Origin of the sequence: Nocardiopsis sp. ATB16-24, from assembly GCF_030271535.1 — a bacterium.
Classification (GTDB): domain Bacteria; phylum Actinomycetota; class Actinomycetes; order Streptosporangiales; family Streptosporangiaceae; genus Nocardiopsis.
Genome location: NZ_JASCXJ010000025.1, coordinates 52550 through 70110, shown reverse-complemented (window position 1 = coordinate 70110; position 17561 = coordinate 52550). Strand labels below are relative to the sequence as shown.

Genomic DNA, 17561 nt, shown 5'->3' with positions numbered 1-17561 from the left:
GTCACACCCGGTCTCTTTCCGAACCCGGTCGTTAAGCCTCTTGGTGCTGATGGTACTGCCCTGTGGTGGGGTGGGAGAGTAGGTTGCTGCCACGGTTCTTCTTCCGGGAGGGGGAGGAGGGGAGGGTTCCTTTGGGGGTTCTTTCTTCTTTCTCCTCCCGTTTTTCATGTGCGGGCTTGTGAACAAGTGAAAAGAGCGAGGCCGCTGGTCGGGTGGAGATCCCGTCCGGCGGCCGTCTCTTCCACAGGGTGATGGGGGGTGGGAGCCTCAGGCGGCGTGAGCGGTGCCAGGGGGCACGGCGGACCCACGACCGCTTCGGCGGTGTGTCGGGCTACTCCTCGCCGACCTCGGGAGATTCGATGAGCTGCTGTAGCAGCGCAACGAAGTCCTCTTCGCTCATCGCAGACCAGTCCACGTGCTCGTTCATGTTCTGCGGTTTTCCCCGAACCGGGGTTCGGTAAGCCTCTGTCGCCCCTACTGGTCGGAGAACTTCCGGTCATCGGCGGAGCATCGCAGGTGGAAGGGCTGTTCATGTGCCAGGAGCGGTTCGCGGTGCTCCGGTACCCGCCGACACTCCTGGCACTTCAGACGTGACCGCGAGTACAGGATCACGCTGGGCGGCTGGGTGATGTTGAACCGCACGCCCGCCCGCTCGCAGGGGCTCTCAGACGCCTCAGACGCGTTGCTGGAGGGCGCTGCGGCACTCCGGGCACCGGCAACGCTTGTTGTAACCGGTGACGGTTCCGTGCGGCAGGGACGGGTCCCTCTGCTCCGTGAGGGTGAAGTCGAGCTGGTCACCGAAGGCGGTCAGGATACGCGCGGTCGAGAAGACCTGCGCGGGGCTGATGTCGAGCTCACTCGCCGCATCGTCGATGTGCTTCCCCATGCGGAGTTTCGCGATGAGCCGGGACCGGGTGCTCGCAGGCATCTCGGCTTCCGCGTTCGCGATCAGCTGCTCTGCGTCGTCAATGGGGTAGCTCATGAATTTCCTCTATGTGTACGGTTACGCCCGCCGAAGTAGGCACCTCAAGCATCGTACGCTGCTTTCACACGTTGACAGCATGGTGTGACACCCTCCGCACTCCGCATGGGCGGGTCACATGTGAAGATCGGACCTACCGCGGACCGACCGCCCGGCGCGCGATGTTTCCCGTGAGGCCGGAGAATGGCGTGTTACTCCTGTGCAGCGGTATCCCTCCTGGGACGATCCTTCGGGACAAAGGACATGTTCGTCCTCGGGATGCTCGGGTTCTCGACCTTCCTCGTGCATCGAATCGGTCGCTGTTTTCTAGAAGTGCATTGCTAGATGCTAGACGCCGTGTTTCGCTGGTGGCACGACCCCGCCACTCCGCGTCATGGGATCAGCATGATGAGCAGCCCCACGGTCCGTCGCCGGCGATTGTCCGCCGAGCTCCGCCGCCGCCGCGTACAGGCGGGTATGACCCTCAGCGATGTCGCCGACGAACTGGAGTGGTCCCCCGCCAAGCTCGGCCACATCGAGACCGGTATCCGCAAATGGCCCTCTGTCATGGAGGTCTCCGCGCTCCTCCAGTTGTACGGAGTGACCGGAGGGCAACGTGAGGCGATCCTCACATTGGTCAGGGAATCGCGTCTTCGTCCGTGGTGGACCGAGTACGAGGACGTCCTTCCGTCCGCCTATGTGGGAAACGAGGCGGGTGCGGTGTCAGTGCAGTGTTACGCGGGGATCCTCGTCCCCGACCTCCTCCAGGTCCCCGACTACACCGCCACGGTGGCGCGAGCCCTGGGCCACGGGGAACACGCCGCCGAACGCATGGTCGCGGCCTATCTCAAGCGCCAGGAGATCCTCGACCACGGTGGACTGGTGCGCTATCACGCCATCCTGGAGGAGGACGCCCTCCAGAGGGTGTCGGGGAACCTCGGACTCCTACGCGCGCAGACCTCACGTATCGTGGAATTGGCCACCGAGTCAGATCGTGTGACCGTACAGCTGCTCCCCACCTCGGCCGGTCCCCACCCCGGAATCGCCGGTCCCTTCTCCATCATGGAGTTCGACGAGGACGAGGCGGCCCTGGCCTACGTCGAAGCGACGCAGGGCGGGACGATCGTGGAGGCGGAGGACGCGGTCGCGGCCTGCAAGAGGGTGTGGTCCGAACTCAGCCGGATCGCCGTCTCTCCACAGGCCACGTTGGGCATCCTCCGTCGTATGGCGCTCCTGACCTGAATCCCAGGACGCCGTTTCGCAAGTCGCCGAGAGAAGTTGGCGAAAAGCGGTCCACCGTGGCGGGAACAGCCCCCGACGGCTTGCTAGTCTGCTTGGTGACAACCTCATAAAGTTCTCTGCGGAGCCCCGTCTGGGACGGGGACCCGCGTGTACGCATCGGATTATCGAAAGGGTCCAGACAGTGAAGAAGATCATCGTTCTGGTGCTGGTGGCCCTCGGGGCTTTCGCCGTCTACCGTAAGATCCAGGCGGACCGCGCCGAGCTCGACCTGTGGACCGAGGCCACGGCGGCCAGCGAGAGCTGACCGTCCGACCGTTCACATTCCCGACGGTTGTGAGGCAGGCGCGGCGAGCGCCGTTCAGTCCATTTCCCGAGTGACACGAAGACGTGGGTGGGCCGACAATCCCGAGGTGCGACCCACGGCTTTGTGCTGTCCGGAGTCGTGAACACGGACCTGCCCGGACGGCCCGGCCCGATGAGCAGGACAGCCCTCCGATGCAGGTATGCTCTGCATAGCGGCCAGGGCCTGAGGCCTTGGCCCCAAGGGGCCATAGCTCAGCTGGCAGAGCGCCGGTTTTGCATACCGGAGGTCAGGGGTTCGACTCCCCTTGGCTCCACCTCACTTCGGAACGACCCCGTTCGGCGGATCGCCCGCCCGGCGGGGTCGTTCCTCGCTCTCCTCGACGACGTCGACGGCTCCCGTGCGGCCTTCGCCCGGGCAGGGACGCGACCGGCCCGCTCGCGTCCGTCCCCCGTGTTCGGTACGGCTTGGGGAGTGCCGCCAGGCGCCCGCGCCGGCCCAGCCGCAAATCCGTCTCTTTCGGGCCTCTGTCCTTCCCCTGGGAGGCGCAGGGGACACGGCTCCGGTAGGGGACGCACTCCCGGCCCCGGTGTGCGGAAGGGTGTCGGGAAGAGCGGGAGAGCATGTCCGGAAGGGGGCCCGAGCGACATGAGCCCCGAGATTTCGGTGTGCTTTGTTGGGGTACTGACTCTTGCTGGCAATTTGTCAGGAGAGGGCGTGAGAGGCACTTCTGCGCACTTCTACACACGCCTTCCCCTACCCATATCAGGTGAATCCGACGTGGTTACTAATCAGTAGTCAGCGTTCGCCGTCGCGCGTGGAGAAAGGGAGCCATGTGTCATGTGCCATGTGCGTCCGAGCGGTCCGTATAGTCCGTTCGAGTGACCCGGGTGACGGAGAGTCCCCTCCCTCCGACGTGCGGGAACATGGTCGTCCTCTGTTCTGCTGAAGGGAATCCGCAGGTCACCAGGGGTTCGTTGAAAAAGTCGCCCGGTGGTCTTTCCTTCCCGTGGAGTTAGCCCGCTCTCGCCATGTGCAGTTACTCTTCGTGTGTGTATGATGACACTTCCTCTCGGTGCAATGGTCCTACTGGGCCATATGAGAAATAGGCCTCTTGGGGTCTGTTGGTGAACTGCGGCGGAACCGTAGTTTCGACACAGCGACAACGAGGAAGACAGCGCGCCGAAACGAGCGATCCCCGAAGGCGGGCCGTGCGGCCCCCCGCCCGGCTATGTGACACCGCCCTCGGGTCGGCCCGCTTCTCCTCCATCCAGCCGACTATCGCGCCGGTCGGTGGATTCCGATCACCACACATGCTGATCTTGGGAGTGGGGCAACATGTGGAATGAGAAGATGGCAGCACGTGCCAAATGTCGGGAGATCGACCCGGACGCACTGTTCGTGCAGGGGGCGGCCCAGAACCGGGCCAAATTGATCTGCCGAGGTTGCCCGGTCCGCACACAGTGTCTGGCCGAGGCGCTCGACAACCGCATCGAGTTCGGTGTCTGGGGGGGCATGACCGAACGCGAACGTCGTGCCCTGCTGCGTCGCCGTAAGGACGTCACCAGCTGGTACGACCTGCTCACGAGGGCGGAGCGCCACTACGAGCGGGAGCAGGCGGGTTCGGCCGTCACCCCCGTCGCCGCCAACGCCTAGGGAGTGTTCTCACGACCTGGAGACGGTGTCCCTCGGGGAGGGCCTCCTTCGACCGCCTCGCGAACGGGAACGCCCGGTGGATGAGCGGGACTTCACCGGACGGGCACTGCCCGGAGGTCTGAACACGGGGACCGGACGAGGGTCGAGAGGCCCTTCCCCCCGGGGGTGACGGATCAGGGGTGGATCAGGGTCGGCCCCTATATCCTCAGCCGTCCCGATGGCGCATGATGGTGGGAGTACGGCCGATCGGCGCCGTACTCCCGTCGCCGTGGTGAGTAGGAGTGGGGAGTGACCGCGCAAGACCCTCAGCATCCGATGAAGCGCACCTGGGGTCCGCAGCCGCGGCCGCAGATCCGTCTCACCGACGCCGAACGCGATGAGGTCATCCAGGTCCTCCAGGAGGCCTTCAGCCGGGGCCAGCTCGACGAGGGGGAACTCGACGAGAGAACCGACAAGGCCATGCGCGCCAAGTTCGGGGCCGATCTGGAGCCCCTGGTGCACGACCTGGGCGTGACTCCCGGCGGGGCTCGGCAGACGACGTCCACCGGCCCCTTCGGAGGTCGGGAGGGCAGTGCCGGCACCGGCGCGCACGCGGCCCTGTCGAGCACTCCCGCGGAGCGTGTCGTGGCCGCGGCGGGGCACGCCGGTAACTATTTCTTCCCCGTCGTGGTGCCCCTGCTGCTCCTCCTGGTCAATGGCAAGGTCTCGCCCTACGTGCGTCGCCAGGCGATGGAGTCGCTCAACTTCCAGCTCTTCTGCATCATCACCGGAATCGCGAGCGTGTTCCTGTTCTGGCTCGTGCTGCCCCTTCTACTGACGGTGATCGTCGCCCTGGGCTGGGCGGTGCTCCCCGCCATCGCCGGCATCGCGGCCCTCATGGGGAGGAACTGGCGCTACCCGATGTTCTTCCGCGTCCTCAAGGACGACTGAGCGAGGACACCGCGTCCCGATGCCGGAAAACGACGAAGCCGGGACAGAAACCCTTCTGTCCCGGCGAGGAGAGGGGCCCGCGCACATCGGATGCCTCCGCCGCCTCCAAGGCCGCTCACGTCGTTCCAGGAGTATTCCGTGAGGGTTTCGGGCGTCGTCCGGTGGAGTCCCGCTCAGTGCCCGGGCTGACCGTTCTCCCTGGCGTGGTTCTCCCCGGTGGCCGTGCGGACGGTCTCCTTGGACTTGCCCTTGGCCGTGCGAGCGGTCTCTTTGGCGGCCTCCTTGGCCTTGGAGGTCGTCGCGGAGGCCCTCTCCTCCAGGTTCTCCCTGGTCTCACGGACCTGGTCGCGCGCCTGGTCCAGGTGCTCCTGCCACTCGGCGTCCTGGGACGCCTGGCGCATGCGGACGAGAGAGTACACGAGCAGACCGCCGATCACCGCCGCTCCCCCCACGAGGGCTCCACGGGGGACACGGCGCTTGCTCGTACGGAGCAGTCGCATGCCGCGGCGCCCGGGATAGGGGTCGACGCGGTGCGCGGCGGCGTTGAGCATTCCGGCCACACGCGGAGCCACCGTGTCCTCCACGCGCAGCGCCGCGGTCTCCAAACGGGGAGCGGTCCAACCGCGAGCCTGGAAGAGCTTCACAGCGGCCTGGTCGCGTGCCTGGTCCGCGTAGGGACCGAGCCTGTCGGCCTGTTCCCGAGCCAGATCCTGTAGGCGGGCGAGAGCGAGGGTGAGCTCGGCCTCCTTGCGTGCCTTGCGCCGCTTGGAAGTGATAGGCACGTTGTCAGCTCCTTCGATCGTTCACCGGTTCTACGTTGCCCACCCGGTGTGACCGGTGTTCGGTGACATACGGGCGGATTTTCCGTCGTTCCTCCCGTTACCCAGGTGTTATCTCAACATACGTCCTCTCCGGGTGTGATCTACGTTTCGACACCGCCCGGAGGGTCTTCTCCGGCCGAAAGGTGCGAAAGCCCGGAGATCCCCGGGTGGCGGCGGACCTGGGAAGCTCGCCTCAGACCGAGCCCGGGGTGGGGACGGGTAACGTGAGCACGTAAGCGAAGTCGATCGAAAGGCACGTAGGTGTCGGACTCCACGGGTCAGCCCACCGCGCGGCTGAACACCTCCAAGGGAACCATCGTCGTCAAGCTGTTCGAGGAGGAGGCTCCGGAGACGGTCGCCAACTTCATCGGCCTGGCCGAGGGTTCGAAGCAGTGGATGGACCCCACCACGGGCAAGCCGTCCAACAAGAGCCTGTACGAGGGCACGGTCTTCCACCGTGTCATCGACGGCTTCATGATCCAGGGTGGTGACCCGCTCGGTACCGGTCGCGGTGGCCCGGGCTACACCTTCAAGGACGAGATCCACCCGAACCTGCGCTTCGACCGCCCGTTCCTGCTGGCCATGGCCAACGCCGGTCCGGGCACCAACGGTTCGCAGTTCTTCATCACGGTGGAGAAGCCGTACTGGCTCGACGGCCGTCACACCATCTTCGGTGAGGTCATCGAGGGCGACGACGTCGTCACCGCGATCTCCCAGGTCGACACCGACTCCCAGGACCGTCCCCGCGAGGACGTGGTGATCAACAGCATCGAGATCACCCGCTAACGGCGACGGCGAGCCGATCCCGAGGAGGAACCCTCTCCATGACCTCATCCCCGCCGCCGTTCGGAGCCTCGTCCGAGTCGGGGTCCCAGGCCTCCCGCACCTGTTACCGGCACTCCGACCGGGAGACCGGAGTCAGCTGCACCAGGTGCGAGCGGCCCATCTGCCCCGACTGCATGGTCGAGGCGTCGGTGGGCTTCCAGTGTCCCGCGTGCGTCTCGGAGGGGAACCGTGGGACGCGCCGGCCCCGGACCACGTTCGGGGGAAGGCCGGTGGCCAGGCCCTACGTGACGTGGACCATCCTGGGCATGATGGTGGCGGGGTTCATCGCCCAACTGGGCACGTCCGATCCGATCGGACGCGCGGGGGCCTCCCCGTTGGTCCTGGAGTTCGCCATGCTCGGCCTGGGCCACATGGACGGGGTCCTCCTCGGTGTGGTCGCCGGCGAGTGGTACCGCTTGATCACGGCCGCCTTCCTGCACGGCAGTGTCTTCCACCTGCTGTTCAACGGCTACGCCATGTACGTCCTGGGCACGCAACTGGAGCGCTGGCTGGGGCACGGACGTTTCCTGGCCCTGTGGGTGCTCGGTGCGCTCTCGGGTTCGGTCCTCAGCCTTCTGGTGGCGCCCCACCAGTTGTCCGTCGGCGCCTCAGGAGCGATCTTCGCCCTCTTCGGTGCGGTGTTCGTGGTCGGTAGGCGGCTGCGCCTGGACCTGCGTATGGTCGGCGTCCTCCTGGTGGTCAACCTCGTGTTGACCTTCCTGGTCCCGCAGATCTCCTGGACCGCCCACATCGGTGGACTGGTCGCGGGCTTCCTCGTCGGTGCGGTGTTCGCCTACCTGCCCGGAGGGTCGGCGGGGAACACCGCCCGAACGGTCACGCACGTCCTGCTCACGGCGGCGTTCACCGCGGTGTTGGTGGCCCTGGTGGTCGCCGCGCCGTTGGTCATCCTGGGCTGACACACGCAAGGCGGGCCCCGGAAGCGTTCCTTCCGGGGCCCGCCTCCGCCAGGATCCTCACGAGACGTCGACGTGCGTTCTCCGGGTCTTCGCACACCACCGGACGGGGAGGGTTCTTCCGGGTACGCGAAAGGAGCTGTCCACAGCCTGTGGACAACCCTGTGGAAAACGTGTGTCGGTGCTGTTCCGCGGGGATGCGGTGGTCTACGTGTGAGCGGCTCCCGTCCTCGTGGAACGGCCTACTCGAAGGACGCGGGGGTCAGTGCCAACGCGTGGACAGGACGACCGCCACGATGATGCCGCTGAAACCGATCAGCAGGTTCCAGTTGTGCCAGTCCTGCATGTAGGGGATCTGGGAACCCGCGATGTAGTAGACCGCGATCCAGATGATGCCCAGGGCGAAGAAGCCCAGCATCGTCGGGGCCAGCCACCGTGGGCTGACCTTGGGCTTCTCCTTCGAAGGAGGCGGAGTGTAAACGGCCTTCTTCTTGCGATCGCTGCGGGACTTGGGCACGGTCGCTGCTCCAGTGCTTGGGGCGGTTCGTCAACGAAAGTACAGTCTACGCCCCGAGTGAAGCCCCCGTCACCGATGGGCCGATGTACGGTGATGGCCGTATCGTCACGGGGCCCGTACCTCGGAAAAGGCCGAAGGGCCATGGAACGCCGCGACGTTCCATGGCCCTTCGGCCTCGCTCAGTCCCGTCGGCCGGGAGTGAAGACGAACCCCTCCTCGCCGCCCTCGCCCGGCGGGGGCTCCTCCGTGCCGGGAGGCGGTTCCTCCGTGCCCGGCGGAGGCTCCTCGCCGCCCGGTGGCGGTTCCTCGGTCTGGGGGGCCGTCGCGATCACGACGCTCACCGTCGTGCCCGGAGCCACGGACTGACCGGAGCCCGGGTCCTGTCTGATGACAGTGCCGGGCGGGGCCTCGGTGGTCTCCTCCTCCGAGAAGGAGGCGTTCAGGTCCCACTGCGCCAGCGCGGACTCCGCTCCCGACTGGGTCATACCGACCAGATCGGGCACCCGCACCTCGTCGGGCCCGGAGGAGACCAGAAGGGTGATCGGGGTGTCGGGGGTGACGGCCTCCCCCGCGGACGGGTCGGTGCCGATGGCGTTGCCCTCGGCCACGCTGTCATCGGACCTGGAATCGGTGGTGATGTCGGTGAACCCCGCCTCCTCCAGGAGCCTGCGGGCCTCGGACTCGCTCTGCCCCTCCACCGAGGGGATCTCGACGGCGTCCGGGCCGCTGGAGACGTACAGGGTGATCCGTTCGGTGACCTCCACCTCGTCACCACCGGGCGGGTCGGTCCCCAGGACCGTGCCCTCCTCGGCCTCCTCGTCGGCCTGGTTCTCGCGGACGATGTCCTCGAAGCCCGCCTCGTTCAGGGTGGTCTCGGCCTCCTCGACCGTGGCGCCGGCGACGTTGGGCACCGCGACGGTGTCCGGCGCGGGCCCCTCCCTGTTCATCAGCCAGAACACCAGCGCCAAGGAGGCGACGACGCCGACGGCGAGCAGCACCCACAACGCGGTCTTGCCGGCGTTGTTCTTCTTGCGGTCCTCGTAGTCGTCGTAGTCGTCGTCATAGTCGTCGTAACGCTCACCCGACGCGGGCGGCATCGCGGTCGTGGCTCCGGCCGCCGCCATGGCCATGGTGCCCGCCTGGGTGGGCATCCCGGCGAGTCCGCGCTGGAGGTCCGCGCGCATCTCCGCGGCGTTCTGGTACCGCTCCTCGCGGTCCTTGGTCATCGCCCGCAGAGTGATCTCCTCCAGCCATGCGGGGACCTGGGGGTCCACCTCGCCGGGGGGAACGGGCTCCTCCCTCACGTGCTGGTAGGCGATCGAGACCGGCGAGTCGCCGGTGAAGGGCGGACGTCCGGTGAGCAGTTCGTAGAGCACGCACCCCGTGGAGTAGATGTCGCTGCGCGGGTCCACGCGCTCCCCACGGGCCTGCTCCGGAGACAGGTACTGGGCGGTACCGATGACCTGGGAGGCCTGGGTCATCGTCGCCTGGTCGTCGCCCATCGACCGGGCGATGCCGAAGTCCATGACCTTGACGTCGGCGTTACGGGTGAGCATCACGTTGGCGGGCTTGATGTCACGGTGGACGATCCCGTTGTCGTGGCTGTACTCCAGGGCCTTGAGGATGCCGTCGACCAGTTCGGCCGAACGCTCCGGGAGAAGACGACGGTCGTCGTCCAGCAACTCCTTGAGGGTGCGCCCGTCCACGTACTCCATGACGATGAACGGGATGGACACCCCGTCCACCATGTCCTCGCCGGTGTCGTACACCGCGACGATGTGCGGGTGGTTCAGGGACGCGGCGGACTGGGCCTCCCGCCGGAACCTCGCCTGGAACACGTGGTCGCGAGCCAGGTCGTGTCTGAGGGTCTTGATCGCGACGAGCCGATCGAGGCGCAGGTCGCGTGCGCGATAGACCTCGGCCATGCCGCCGCGCCCGACGATGGTGTCGAGCTCGTAGCGTCCGCCAAGGAGCCGGGGCTGGGACATGTCGTGTACTGATCCTCGTGTCTTCCGGAGGCTGCCCGCGGGCCGCCGCCTACCCTGAACGTCTGTCGCTCATGGCCTCGTTGCTGGTGGGGTGCCTTCGCCGTTTCCGCCGCCGTTGTCGCCGGGGGGAGGATCCCCGTCGTCCCCGCCGCCCGGCGGGTCCGGAGACCCGGGGTCCGGCTCGTCGGGAGTCTCGTCTCCCGGTTCCTCGTCCTCGTGCCCGTCGGGGGGAGGAGAGGTCTCCTCCTCGTCCTCGGGGAGGGGACTCTCGCTCTCCGAGTGCTGGTGCGGCGCCGTGGACCAGTCGTTCCCGCTGTCGGGGATCACCGGGATCTCCTCCACCGGACTCTCCTCGGGCTCCTCCGACTCGGTCGGAGAGGGAGAGGAGGTCATGGACGGGGACTCGACGGAGTTGACCTTGTCGGCCTCGGGGGCGCCCGCGGACAGGAAGCCGGCCACCACCGCGGCGACGATCATGATCGTCGCGCCGACGGCGGCCAGGACCACGGGTACGGTGATCCGACGCTCCCTCGTCGCGGGTGCGGTGGCGGCCTCCTCCTGCTGCTGCTGGGAGGGAACGGTCGGCTGCCCGGACGTCCGTCGCGGCACCGCTCCGGAGCCGGGTCCGGACACGGCCCCCACGACCGCGGTCGTGGCCATGCCCTCGAACCCGGCGGCGGGCGTCAACGGTCCGGTACCCGCCTCCGACCGGATCACCGCGGCCATGTGCGCCACCTCGCCGGCGGACGAGGGGCGCGCCTCGGGATCCTTCGACAGCAGCAGGAACACCAGGTTCGCGACGTCGTCGGGAACGTCCTCCGGTAGTTCGGGAGGCTCGTCACGGGTGTGCGCCAGCGCCAGCGCCACCGGGCTGTCGCCGGTGAACGGAGGGGTCCCCGCCAAACACTCGTAGGCCACCACGCCGAGTGCGTACAGGTCGGAGGAGGAGGTCGCGGGTCGTCCCGACGCCTGCTCCGGCGAGATGTACTGGGCGGTGCCCATGACCATGCCGGTCTGGGTCAGCGTGACCGACATGTCGCCTCGGGCGATACCGAAGTCGGTGAGCTTGAGCTGGTCATCGGCGGTGACCAACAGATTGCCGGGCTTGATGTCGCGATGCACCACGCCGCGCGCGTGCGCGGCGGCCAACGCCTGGGCGGCCTGACAGACGAAGTCCAGCGTCCGGTCGGTGCCGAGGCGTCCGCTCTCCCGTAACACCTGGGAGAGCGGTTCGCCGACCACCAGCTCCATGATCAGGAACGCACGGCCGTCTTCCTCGCCGTAGTCGAAGACCTGGGCGATGCCTGGGTGGGAGAGACCGGCGGTGATGCGCCCCTCGGTGCGGAAGCGCTCTCTGGCCGTGGGCTCGGCCATCTGCGCGGGGTGCAGCAGTTTCACCGCGACGGGGCGGTTGAGCAGTGTGTCGGTGGCCTTCCAAACCGTACCCATGCCACCGGAGCCCACCTGCTCCTCCAGGCGGTAACGGTCGCTCAGAACGGTTCCGGCAAGTCCACCGGAACCGTTCTGAGAAGACGACTCGTAGGCGCTCACTACAGAACCACAGCCTCCATCATCTGACGGGCGATCGGGGCCGCCAGTTCGTTACCGCTGCCGCCGCCGAACTCGATCACGACCGCGACCGCGATCTGCGGGTCGTCGGCCGGGGCGAAGCCGATGAACCAGTTGTGGGTGAGATCGGTGCCGGTCTCGGCTGTGCCGGTCTTGCCCGCGACCTCCATGCCCGGGATGGCGGCGTTGGTGCCCGAACCTCCCTGCTGGGTCACCAGTGTCATCATCTCGGTGAGCTCCTCGGCGGTGCTGGCGCTGATCGCCTGGGAGTAGCTCTCGGGACCGGTCTGGGTGACCACGGACAGGTCGGAGTCGCGAACGGTGTCCACCACGTAGGGTCGCATGACCTCACCCGAGTTGGCCACACCCGCGGCGACCATCGCCATCTGGAGGGGGGTCGCCTCGACGTTGGACTGGCCGATGCCCGCGCGCCCGAGGATGTTGCGGTCCTCCTCCACGGGGGCGAGGCTCGGGGTCACCGACAGCGGGACGGTGAGCTCCTCCTCGGGGTTGAACCCGAAGGCGGTGGCCTGCTCGGCCAGGGCGCTCCCGCCGACGTCGATCGCCCAGTTGGCGAACGAGGTGTTGCAGGAGATCTGGATCGAATGGGCCAGGGTGTCGGGCTCCCCGCCGTTGCAGGTGCCGCCGGGGGTGGCGTTGGGCAGGTCGTGTCCGAGCGTCAACACGTCCGGTGCCTCCTGGGTGCTGTCCGGCCCCGCGTCCAGGTACTCCATGGCCGCCGCCGCGGTCACCACCTTGAAGGTCGAGCCCGGGGGGTAGCGCTCGTTGAGGGCCCGGTTCAGCAACGGCTGGCGCGGGTCCTCCTCCAACGCCGTGTAGTTCGCCACGGCCTGCTCGGTGTCGGTGATGTCGGCGACGTCGTTGGCGTCGTAGGAGGGGTAGGACACCGCCCCCAGGATCGCGCCCGTGTCGGGCTCGATGGCCACCGCCGCGCCGTTCTTGCCGCCCAGGGCGGCGAAGGCCTCATAGCCCGCCTTCTGGACGTCGGGGTTCAGGGTCAGTTGGACCTGGGCGCCTTCCGGCTCGCGCCCGGTGATGATGTCGCGGAAGTTGCGCACGGCCAGGCGGTCGTCGGAGCCGTCCAGGAGCGAGTTCTCGGTGTTCTCGATGCCCGAGGCGCCGTAGGTGCGGAAGGAGCCGACGATCGGCGTGTACAGGCCGCCGCCGGTGTACTGGCGCTGGAACCGCGCGGGCTTGCCCTCTTCGGAGATGTTCTCCGAGTAGGCCACGTTCTCTCCGGCGACCTGGATGGGGCCGCGTGCCTCGCTCAGGCGCTCACTGAACTTACGGGTGTTGAGCGGGTCCTCGCGGATCGTCTCGGCCTGGAAACCCTGGAGCCAGGTGACGTTGAGCATCAGGACCAGGAGGAGGAGCAGGGAGAAGACGCTGAGTCTGCGGATCGGTGTGTTCATCGTCGGATCACCTGGGTGGCGCCCTCGTCCTGGATGGCCTGTGGTGCGGGACGGCGTGCGTTGTCGCTGATGCGGAGCAGGATGCCCACCATGATCCAGTTCGCCATCAGGGCGGAGCCGCCGGCCGACATGAAGGGCGTGGTGGAACCGGTCAGCGGGATGACCCGGGTCAGCCCGCCCAGGACGATGAAGACCTGGTAGGCGAGGACGAAGGCGACGCCGCTGGCCAGCAACTTGTTGAACACGCCGGTGGAGGCCAACGCCATGCGCATGCCCCGTTCCACGAGGAGTCCGAGGACCATGAGGATGGTGAGCAGTCCGGTCAGCCCCAGTTCCTCGCCGATCGTGGCGAGGATGAAGTCGCTGTCGGAGGCGAAGGTGCTGTGCAACTCCCCGGCCCCCAGGCCGGTGCCGAAGAGCCCGCCGTAGGCCATGCCGATCAGGCCCTTCACCAGCTGTTCACTACCGCCGACCTGGTAGTAGACGTCCTGGTCGAAGGTGTTGATCCAGATGTTCACGCGGGCCTGGACGTGCCAGAAGATGAGGTAGGCCACGTACGCGCCCACCATGAACAGGACCAGACCGATGGTGACCCACGAGGAGCGCTGGGTGGCCACGTACAGCATGGCCAGGAAGGTGCCGAAGAGCAGTAGCGAGGTGCCCAGGTCGGTCAGCAGTACGAGCATGCCGATGGCCAGGAGCCAACCGACGAGGATCGGGGCCATGTCGCGGGCCCGGGGCAGTTCGATGAGCGTGAAGCGGCCGATCTTGATCGGCTTGCCGACGATCTGTAGGACCTGGCGTTTGCTCATCAGATAGGAGGCCAGGAAGATGACCAGCGCGATCTTGGCGAACTCCGAGGGCTGGAGGGTGAAGGGGCCGATGCCGATCCACAGTCGGGCGCCGTAGACCTCCCTGCCCAGGCCGGGGATGGCCGGGAGCATCAGCAGCACGATCGCGACCAGGCCGCTGATGTAGGTGTAGCGCTGGAGGACCCGGGGGTCCTTGAGGAAGATGATGATGAGGAAGCAGAAGATCAGGCCGACGGCCGTCCAGACCAGCTGCATCCCGGCGCCGGCGCGCTCGATGTCCTCGACCTCGGCCGCGCTGATCCGCCAGATCATCGCCACACCGATGCCGTTGAGGAACAGCGTGCAGGGAAGGATCAGCGGGTCGGCGTAGGGTGCCACGAACCGCATCGCCACGTGCGCGGCGGCGGACAGGGCGCCGAAGGTCAGGCCCACCGTCCACATCGCGGAGGGGACACGCCCGTTGAGGTTGATGCCCGCGAGCGCGATACCCGCCATGGTGATGCCGATGGCGAATATGATGAGGACCAGTTCGGCGTTGCGCCTCTTGACCGGCGGCAGCGCGGTCGGCGCCTCGGACGCGGAAGTACTACTCACACCGGCTCACCCCGCCCCTTCCTCGGTCGCCGAGCTCTCACGGAGCATGTCGACGCGCTCGCGCGCGTCGTCCAGGTTCTCCGCGGGGAGGGTGTTCTCCACGGCGTCGCGGTCGGACTCGGGGAGGGAGTCCAACGGGATCCGGGTGTCCTCGAACTCCTCCGACAGGCTGAACCCGGCGATGTCGGTGTTGATGCCCTGGTAGATGCTGACCGTCTCCCCGGAGGGGGAGGGGCCCACGTAGTACTGGTCGTCCACGTACTGGCGGCCGAAGTAGTAGGTGGCGCCCGCGATGACCGCGACCAGGACGACGAACACCAGCACCATCGGCCACCAACGCCTGGTGCGGTACTCCGTCTCCGGTTCGGGGCGGTCCCGTCGGGCCGTCGGAGGGGCCTCGTAGTCGTCGTAGTCGTCGCCGTAGGACTCCTGGTAGGCCTCGTCCGACGTGCCGTGGGAGTCCTTCTCCAGGTCCTCGTCCCGCACGGGGTCCATCTCGGCGGTGTCGCCGGCCCCACGCAGTTCCTGTGCCCGCCGGGCCGGGGTGTCGCCGCCCTGGTCGAGGATCTCGCGGCGCTGGTCGGCGGCGCCGACCAGCTGTGCGGAGCGGGTGGGGCCCTCGCGGTCGGTCTCGGTCTCGATGACGTCGGCGATGACCGCGGTGATGTTGTCCGGTCCTCCGCCGCGGATGGCCAGGTCTATGAGCTTCTTGGCCGCGGTGCCCGGGTCGGGCTCGGCGACGAGGGTCTCGTGGATGGTCTTCTTGCTGACCACTCCGGAGAGCCCGTCGGAGCAGAGCAGGTAGCGGTCGCCGGCCTTGGCCTCGCTGATGGAGATGTCGGGGTCCACCGGGCTCTTGCCGTCCAGGGCACGCAGGATGAGGGAACGCTGCGGGTGGGTGGCGACCTCCTCCTCGGTGATCTTGCCCTCGTCCACCAGGGTCTGCACCAGGGTGTGGTCGTGGGTGATCTGCTCGAAGCGGGAACCGCGCAGGAGATAGGCGCGGGAGTCACCGATGTGGATGAGCGCCACCCGGGGACCGGACCAGAGCATGGCCGTCAGGGTGGTGCCCATGTTCTCCAGTTGGGGCTCCTCCATGATCCTGCGCGAGAGGGAGGCGTTGGCCTGCTCGACCGCGCGCTGGAGGGCCTCCGCCATCTCGTCCGGTCCCGGCGCCTCGGAGTCGAGACGCCGGATCGTGGAGATCGCGATGGAGCTGGCCACCTCACCGCCCGCGTAACCGCCCATGCCGTCGGCGACCGCGAGGAGGTGTTGGCCGGCGTAGCCGGAGTCTTCGTTGCCTTCGCGGAGGCATCCTACGTCGGAGTACGCCGCGTATCGGAGAGCGATGGTCATTTGCGCAGTTCCAGGACGGTTTTGCCGATACGGATGGGCTGACCCACCGTGATGGGCTGGGGGCGGTTCAGCTTCTGCTGGCCGAGGTAGGTGCCGTTCGTCGAGTTGAGGTCTTCCACGAACCAGCGGCCGTTTTCGGAGTAGACGCGTGCGTGGCGGCCGGACGCGTAGTCGTCGTTGATGACGAGGGTCGAGTCCGGAGCGCGTCCGATCAGGATGGGCTGGGTGCTCAGGGCGATACTGGTCCCCTTGAGCGAGCCCTGGGTCACGACCAGGGCGGTCGGCTCGTTGCGGCGGCCACGGGACGGCCGTGGGGAGTGCGACGGAAGGGACGCGTCCCGGCGGGAGGAGGGTCGCGGGGCGGGGCGGGGTTTGCGCCTCGGTTTCTTCTTGGGCGGGCCGAAGAGGTCTGTGCGGATCACACCGATCGCCGTGAGCACGAAAAGCCAAAGCACCGCAAGATATGCGATCTTGATCAATATGAGGGTCAAGTTGGACATCGAACTGCTCTTCAGCCCCTGTCGTGCTTCGGCCGGGGTGGCTGGTCGTGCGCCGCCACCGTGTCTTCCCCACCTTCGTCGCGGTGAGTTCCCAGGTCGCTGGTCGCGGTGCTGAGCCGCGGCCATTGTGCCCGATCGGTCAGGTCTTCGCGGAGACTACCCTCCCGGCCGGATATCCGACAGCAGGTCCGTATTCGACCCGCCTGGATCTGCGACCTGTCAGACGCCGACGGAACGCTGTTGGTTGCGGTTCCCGTCGGGTCTGATCGGTCGCTTCCGCCGGGCCTTCTAATCGCGGCGGAACGTCATCGTGGTCCGGCCGAGGCTGATCCTGCTGCCGTCCACCAGGCGTGCCTGTTTGACCTGTTGTCCGTTGACGAAGGTCCCGTTGGTCGACCCCTTGTCCACGAGGATCGCCTCGTCGCCGTCCAGTCGGATCTCCACGTGGTGGCGGGAGACGCCGTTGTCGACCAGGCGGAGGTCGCAGTCGGTGCCGCGACCCAGGAGGGTCACCGGCGTCGTCAGTTCGAAGGACTGCTGCATGCCGTGACTGGCGATGCTGCCCTCCGCGGTGGCCCCACCCGGGGAGATGAGCAGGCGAGGCCGACCGGACTGACTCTGCCCCCCGGTGGGAACAGGGTCGCCGACGGGCTTGCGGACCTCACCGTCCTTGCTGACCATGGTGCCTCGCACGACACCGGAGCGGATCCGGAACCTTCCCGTCTTGAGGCTCTCGTCGGACCGGAAGTGAACGCGTACCGGGCCCACGAAGGAGTAGCCCTGCTCCGTGGCGTAGTCACGTGCCAGCTTGGAAAGCTCCTGCCCCAGGCTGTCGGCGTAGACCTCCAGCCGCTCCTTGTCGCTGGTGGCGAGTTCGACGATGAAGTCGTTGGGAACCAGGGTACGGCCCTGGGCGACGATCGCCGCCCGCTCGTCCATCTCGCGCTGGACGGCGCTGGCCACCTCGACCGGTTGGAGCTCGGACTTGAAAGCCATCGCGAAGGTGCCTTCGATCATGCCCTCAAGCCTGCGCTCGAAGCGTTGGAGCACTCCCACGAGGTACCTCCCTTTGTACTCCACTTCGTATGTGTAGACGATCGTAACCGGGCCGGAGGGCCCCTGGTTTCAGCCGCACCCCGGGA

General features: G+C 67.3%; 16 protein-coding genes, 1 tRNA gene and 1 rRNA gene. 8 read left to right on the top strand and 10 right to left on the bottom strand.

What is annotated here, in order from left to right; all coding sequences use genetic code 11:
- Positions 1-95: ribosomal RNA gene (gene rrf, locus PFX91_RS23285) — 5S ribosomal RNA — on the top strand; the annotation flags it as partial.
- Positions 96-673: 578 nt separating this feature from the next.
- On the opposite strand, the gene PFX91_RS21440 is transcribed toward rrf, so the two are convergent.
- A complete protein-coding gene (locus PFX91_RS21440; protein WP_285734631.1) occupies positions 674-982 on the bottom strand; it encodes a hypothetical protein in 309 nt (102 codons plus the stop codon).
- Between the two features lie 387 nt (positions 983-1369).
- Between PFX91_RS21440 and PFX91_RS21435 the strand changes: the two genes are divergently transcribed.
- The 5 genes from PFX91_RS21435 (at position 1370) to PFX91_RS21415 (ending at position 5090) form a co-directional block, all read left to right on the top strand.
- The gene (locus PFX91_RS21435; RefSeq protein WP_285734643.1) at positions 1370-2203 is read left to right on the top strand and encodes a helix-turn-helix domain-containing protein; all 834 of its coding nucleotides are present in this window, start codon (positions 1370-1372) and stop codon (positions 2201-2203) included.
- 181 nt (positions 2204-2384) lie between these two features.
- A complete protein-coding gene (locus tag PFX91_RS21430; protein WP_285734629.1) occupies positions 2385-2507 on the top strand; it encodes a DLW-39 family protein in 123 nt (40 codons plus the stop codon).
- A 240-nt stretch (positions 2508-2747) separates the two neighbouring features.
- A tRNA-Ala gene (locus PFX91_RS21425) sits at positions 2748-2820 on the top strand.
- Positions 2821-3842: 1022 nt separating this feature from the next.
- A complete protein-coding gene (locus PFX91_RS21420; RefSeq protein ID WP_285734627.1) occupies positions 3843-4160 on the top strand; it encodes a WhiB family transcriptional regulator in 318 nt (105 codons plus the stop codon).
- Between the two features lie 315 nt (positions 4161-4475).
- A complete protein-coding gene (locus tag PFX91_RS21415) occupies positions 4476-5090 on the top strand; it encodes a DUF1707 and DUF4870 domain-containing protein (protein WP_285734626.1) in 615 nt (204 codons plus the stop codon).
- 173 nt (positions 5091-5263) lie between these two features.
- Here the strand turns inward: PFX91_RS21415 and PFX91_RS21410 are convergent, their stop codons facing one another.
- On the bottom strand, positions 5264-5872 hold the full coding sequence (locus tag PFX91_RS21410) for a hypothetical protein (protein ID WP_285734625.1): 609 nt from the start codon (positions 5870-5872) through the stop codon (positions 5264-5266).
- Positions 5873-6172: 300 nt separating this feature from the next.
- Here PFX91_RS21410 and PFX91_RS21405 point away from each other — a divergent pair, with 300 nt between their 5' ends.
- Positions 6173-6697: a peptidylprolyl isomerase gene (locus PFX91_RS21405; RefSeq protein WP_285734623.1), complete on the top strand. Its 525-nt coding sequence runs from the start codon at positions 6173-6175 to the stop codon at positions 6695-6697.
- A gap of 38 nt (positions 6698-6735) precedes the next feature.
- Positions 6736-7653 carry a rhomboid family intramembrane serine protease gene (locus PFX91_RS21400; protein WP_285734622.1) on the top strand — a complete coding sequence of 306 codons (918 nt, stop codon included), beginning with the start codon at positions 6736-6738 and terminating at the stop codon, positions 7651-7653.
- A 259-nt stretch (positions 7654-7912) separates the two neighbouring features.
- Here PFX91_RS21400 and PFX91_RS21395 read toward each other — a convergent pair whose 3' ends face one another.
- From PFX91_RS21395 to PFX91_RS21360, 8 genes are all read right to left on the bottom strand, one after another.
- The gene (locus PFX91_RS21395; RefSeq protein ID WP_285734620.1) at positions 7913-8167 is read right to left on the bottom strand and encodes a cell division protein CrgA; all 255 of its coding nucleotides are present in this window, start codon (positions 8165-8167) and stop codon (positions 7913-7915) included.
- A 179-nt stretch (positions 8168-8346) separates the two neighbouring features.
- Positions 8347-10155, bottom strand: coding sequence for a Stk1 family PASTA domain-containing Ser/Thr kinase (pknB, locus tag PFX91_RS21390; RefSeq protein WP_285734618.1), 1809 nt, complete (start codon positions 10153-10155; stop codon positions 8347-8349).
- Positions 10156-10224: 69 nt separating this feature from the next.
- Positions 10225-11706, bottom strand: coding sequence for a serine/threonine-protein kinase (locus tag PFX91_RS21385; RefSeq protein ID WP_285734616.1), 1482 nt, complete (start codon positions 11704-11706; stop codon positions 10225-10227).
- The gene (locus PFX91_RS21380; protein ID WP_285734614.1) at positions 11706-13157 is read right to left on the bottom strand and encodes a peptidoglycan D,D-transpeptidase FtsI family protein; all 1452 of its coding nucleotides are present in this window, start codon (positions 13155-13157) and stop codon (positions 11706-11708) included. Before PFX91_RS21380 ends, PFX91_RS21385 begins: the two co-directional genes overlap by 1 nt.
- Entirely contained in the window at positions 13154-14563 is a 1410-nt protein-coding gene (locus tag PFX91_RS21375; RefSeq protein ID WP_285734612.1) for an FtsW/RodA/SpoVE family cell cycle protein, read from the bottom strand. Before PFX91_RS21375 ends, PFX91_RS21380 begins: the two co-directional genes overlap by 4 nt.
- Positions 14564-14569: 6 nt before the next feature.
- On the bottom strand, positions 14570-15919 hold the full coding sequence (locus tag PFX91_RS21370; RefSeq protein WP_285734610.1) for a Stp1/IreP family PP2C-type Ser/Thr phosphatase: 1350 nt from the start codon (positions 15917-15919) through the stop codon (positions 14570-14572).
- Entirely contained in the window at positions 15916-16419 is a 504-nt protein-coding gene (locus tag PFX91_RS21365) for an FHA domain-containing protein FhaB/FipA (protein ID WP_285734608.1), read from the bottom strand. The genes PFX91_RS21370 and PFX91_RS21365 overlap by 4 nt, the downstream gene beginning before the upstream one ends.
- Before the next feature lie 288 nt (positions 16420-16707).
- Entirely contained in the window at positions 16708-17475 is a 768-nt protein-coding gene (locus PFX91_RS21360) for an FHA domain-containing protein (RefSeq protein ID WP_502888350.1), read from the bottom strand.
- Positions 17476-17561: the final 86 nt, after the last annotated feature.

Coding starts and splice junctions, on each gene's coding strand:
- pknB (WP_285734618.1), bottom strand. CDS start 10,155: ATGTCCCAGCCCCGGCTCCTTGGCGGACGCTACGAGCTCGACACCATC.
- PFX91_RS21415 (WP_285734626.1), top strand. CDS start 4,476: ATGAAGCGCACCTGGGGTCCGCAGCCGCGGCCGCAGATCCGTCTCACC.
- PFX91_RS21440 (WP_285734631.1), bottom strand. CDS start 982: ATGAGCTACCCCATTGACGACGCAGAGCAGCTGATCGCGAACGCGGAA.
- PFX91_RS21435 (WP_285734643.1), top strand. CDS start 1,370: ATGAGCAGCCCCACGGTCCGTCGCCGGCGATTGTCCGCCGAGCTCCGC.
- PFX91_RS21370 (WP_285734610.1), bottom strand. CDS start 15,919: ATGACCATCGCTCTCCGATACGCGGCGTACTCCGACGTAGGATGCCTC.
- PFX91_RS21365 (WP_285734608.1), bottom strand. CDS start 16,419: ATGTCCAACTTGACCCTCATATTGATCAAGATCGCATATCTTGCGGTG.
- PFX91_RS21420 (WP_285734627.1), top strand. CDS start 3,843: ATGTGGAATGAGAAGATGGCAGCACGTGCCAAATGTCGGGAGATCGAC.
- PFX91_RS21400 (WP_285734622.1), top strand. CDS start 6,736: ATGACCTCATCCCCGCCGCCGTTCGGAGCCTCGTCCGAGTCGGGGTCC.
- PFX91_RS21380 (WP_285734614.1), bottom strand. CDS start 13,157: ATGAACACACCGATCCGCAGACTCAGCGTCTTCTCCCTGCTCCTCCTC.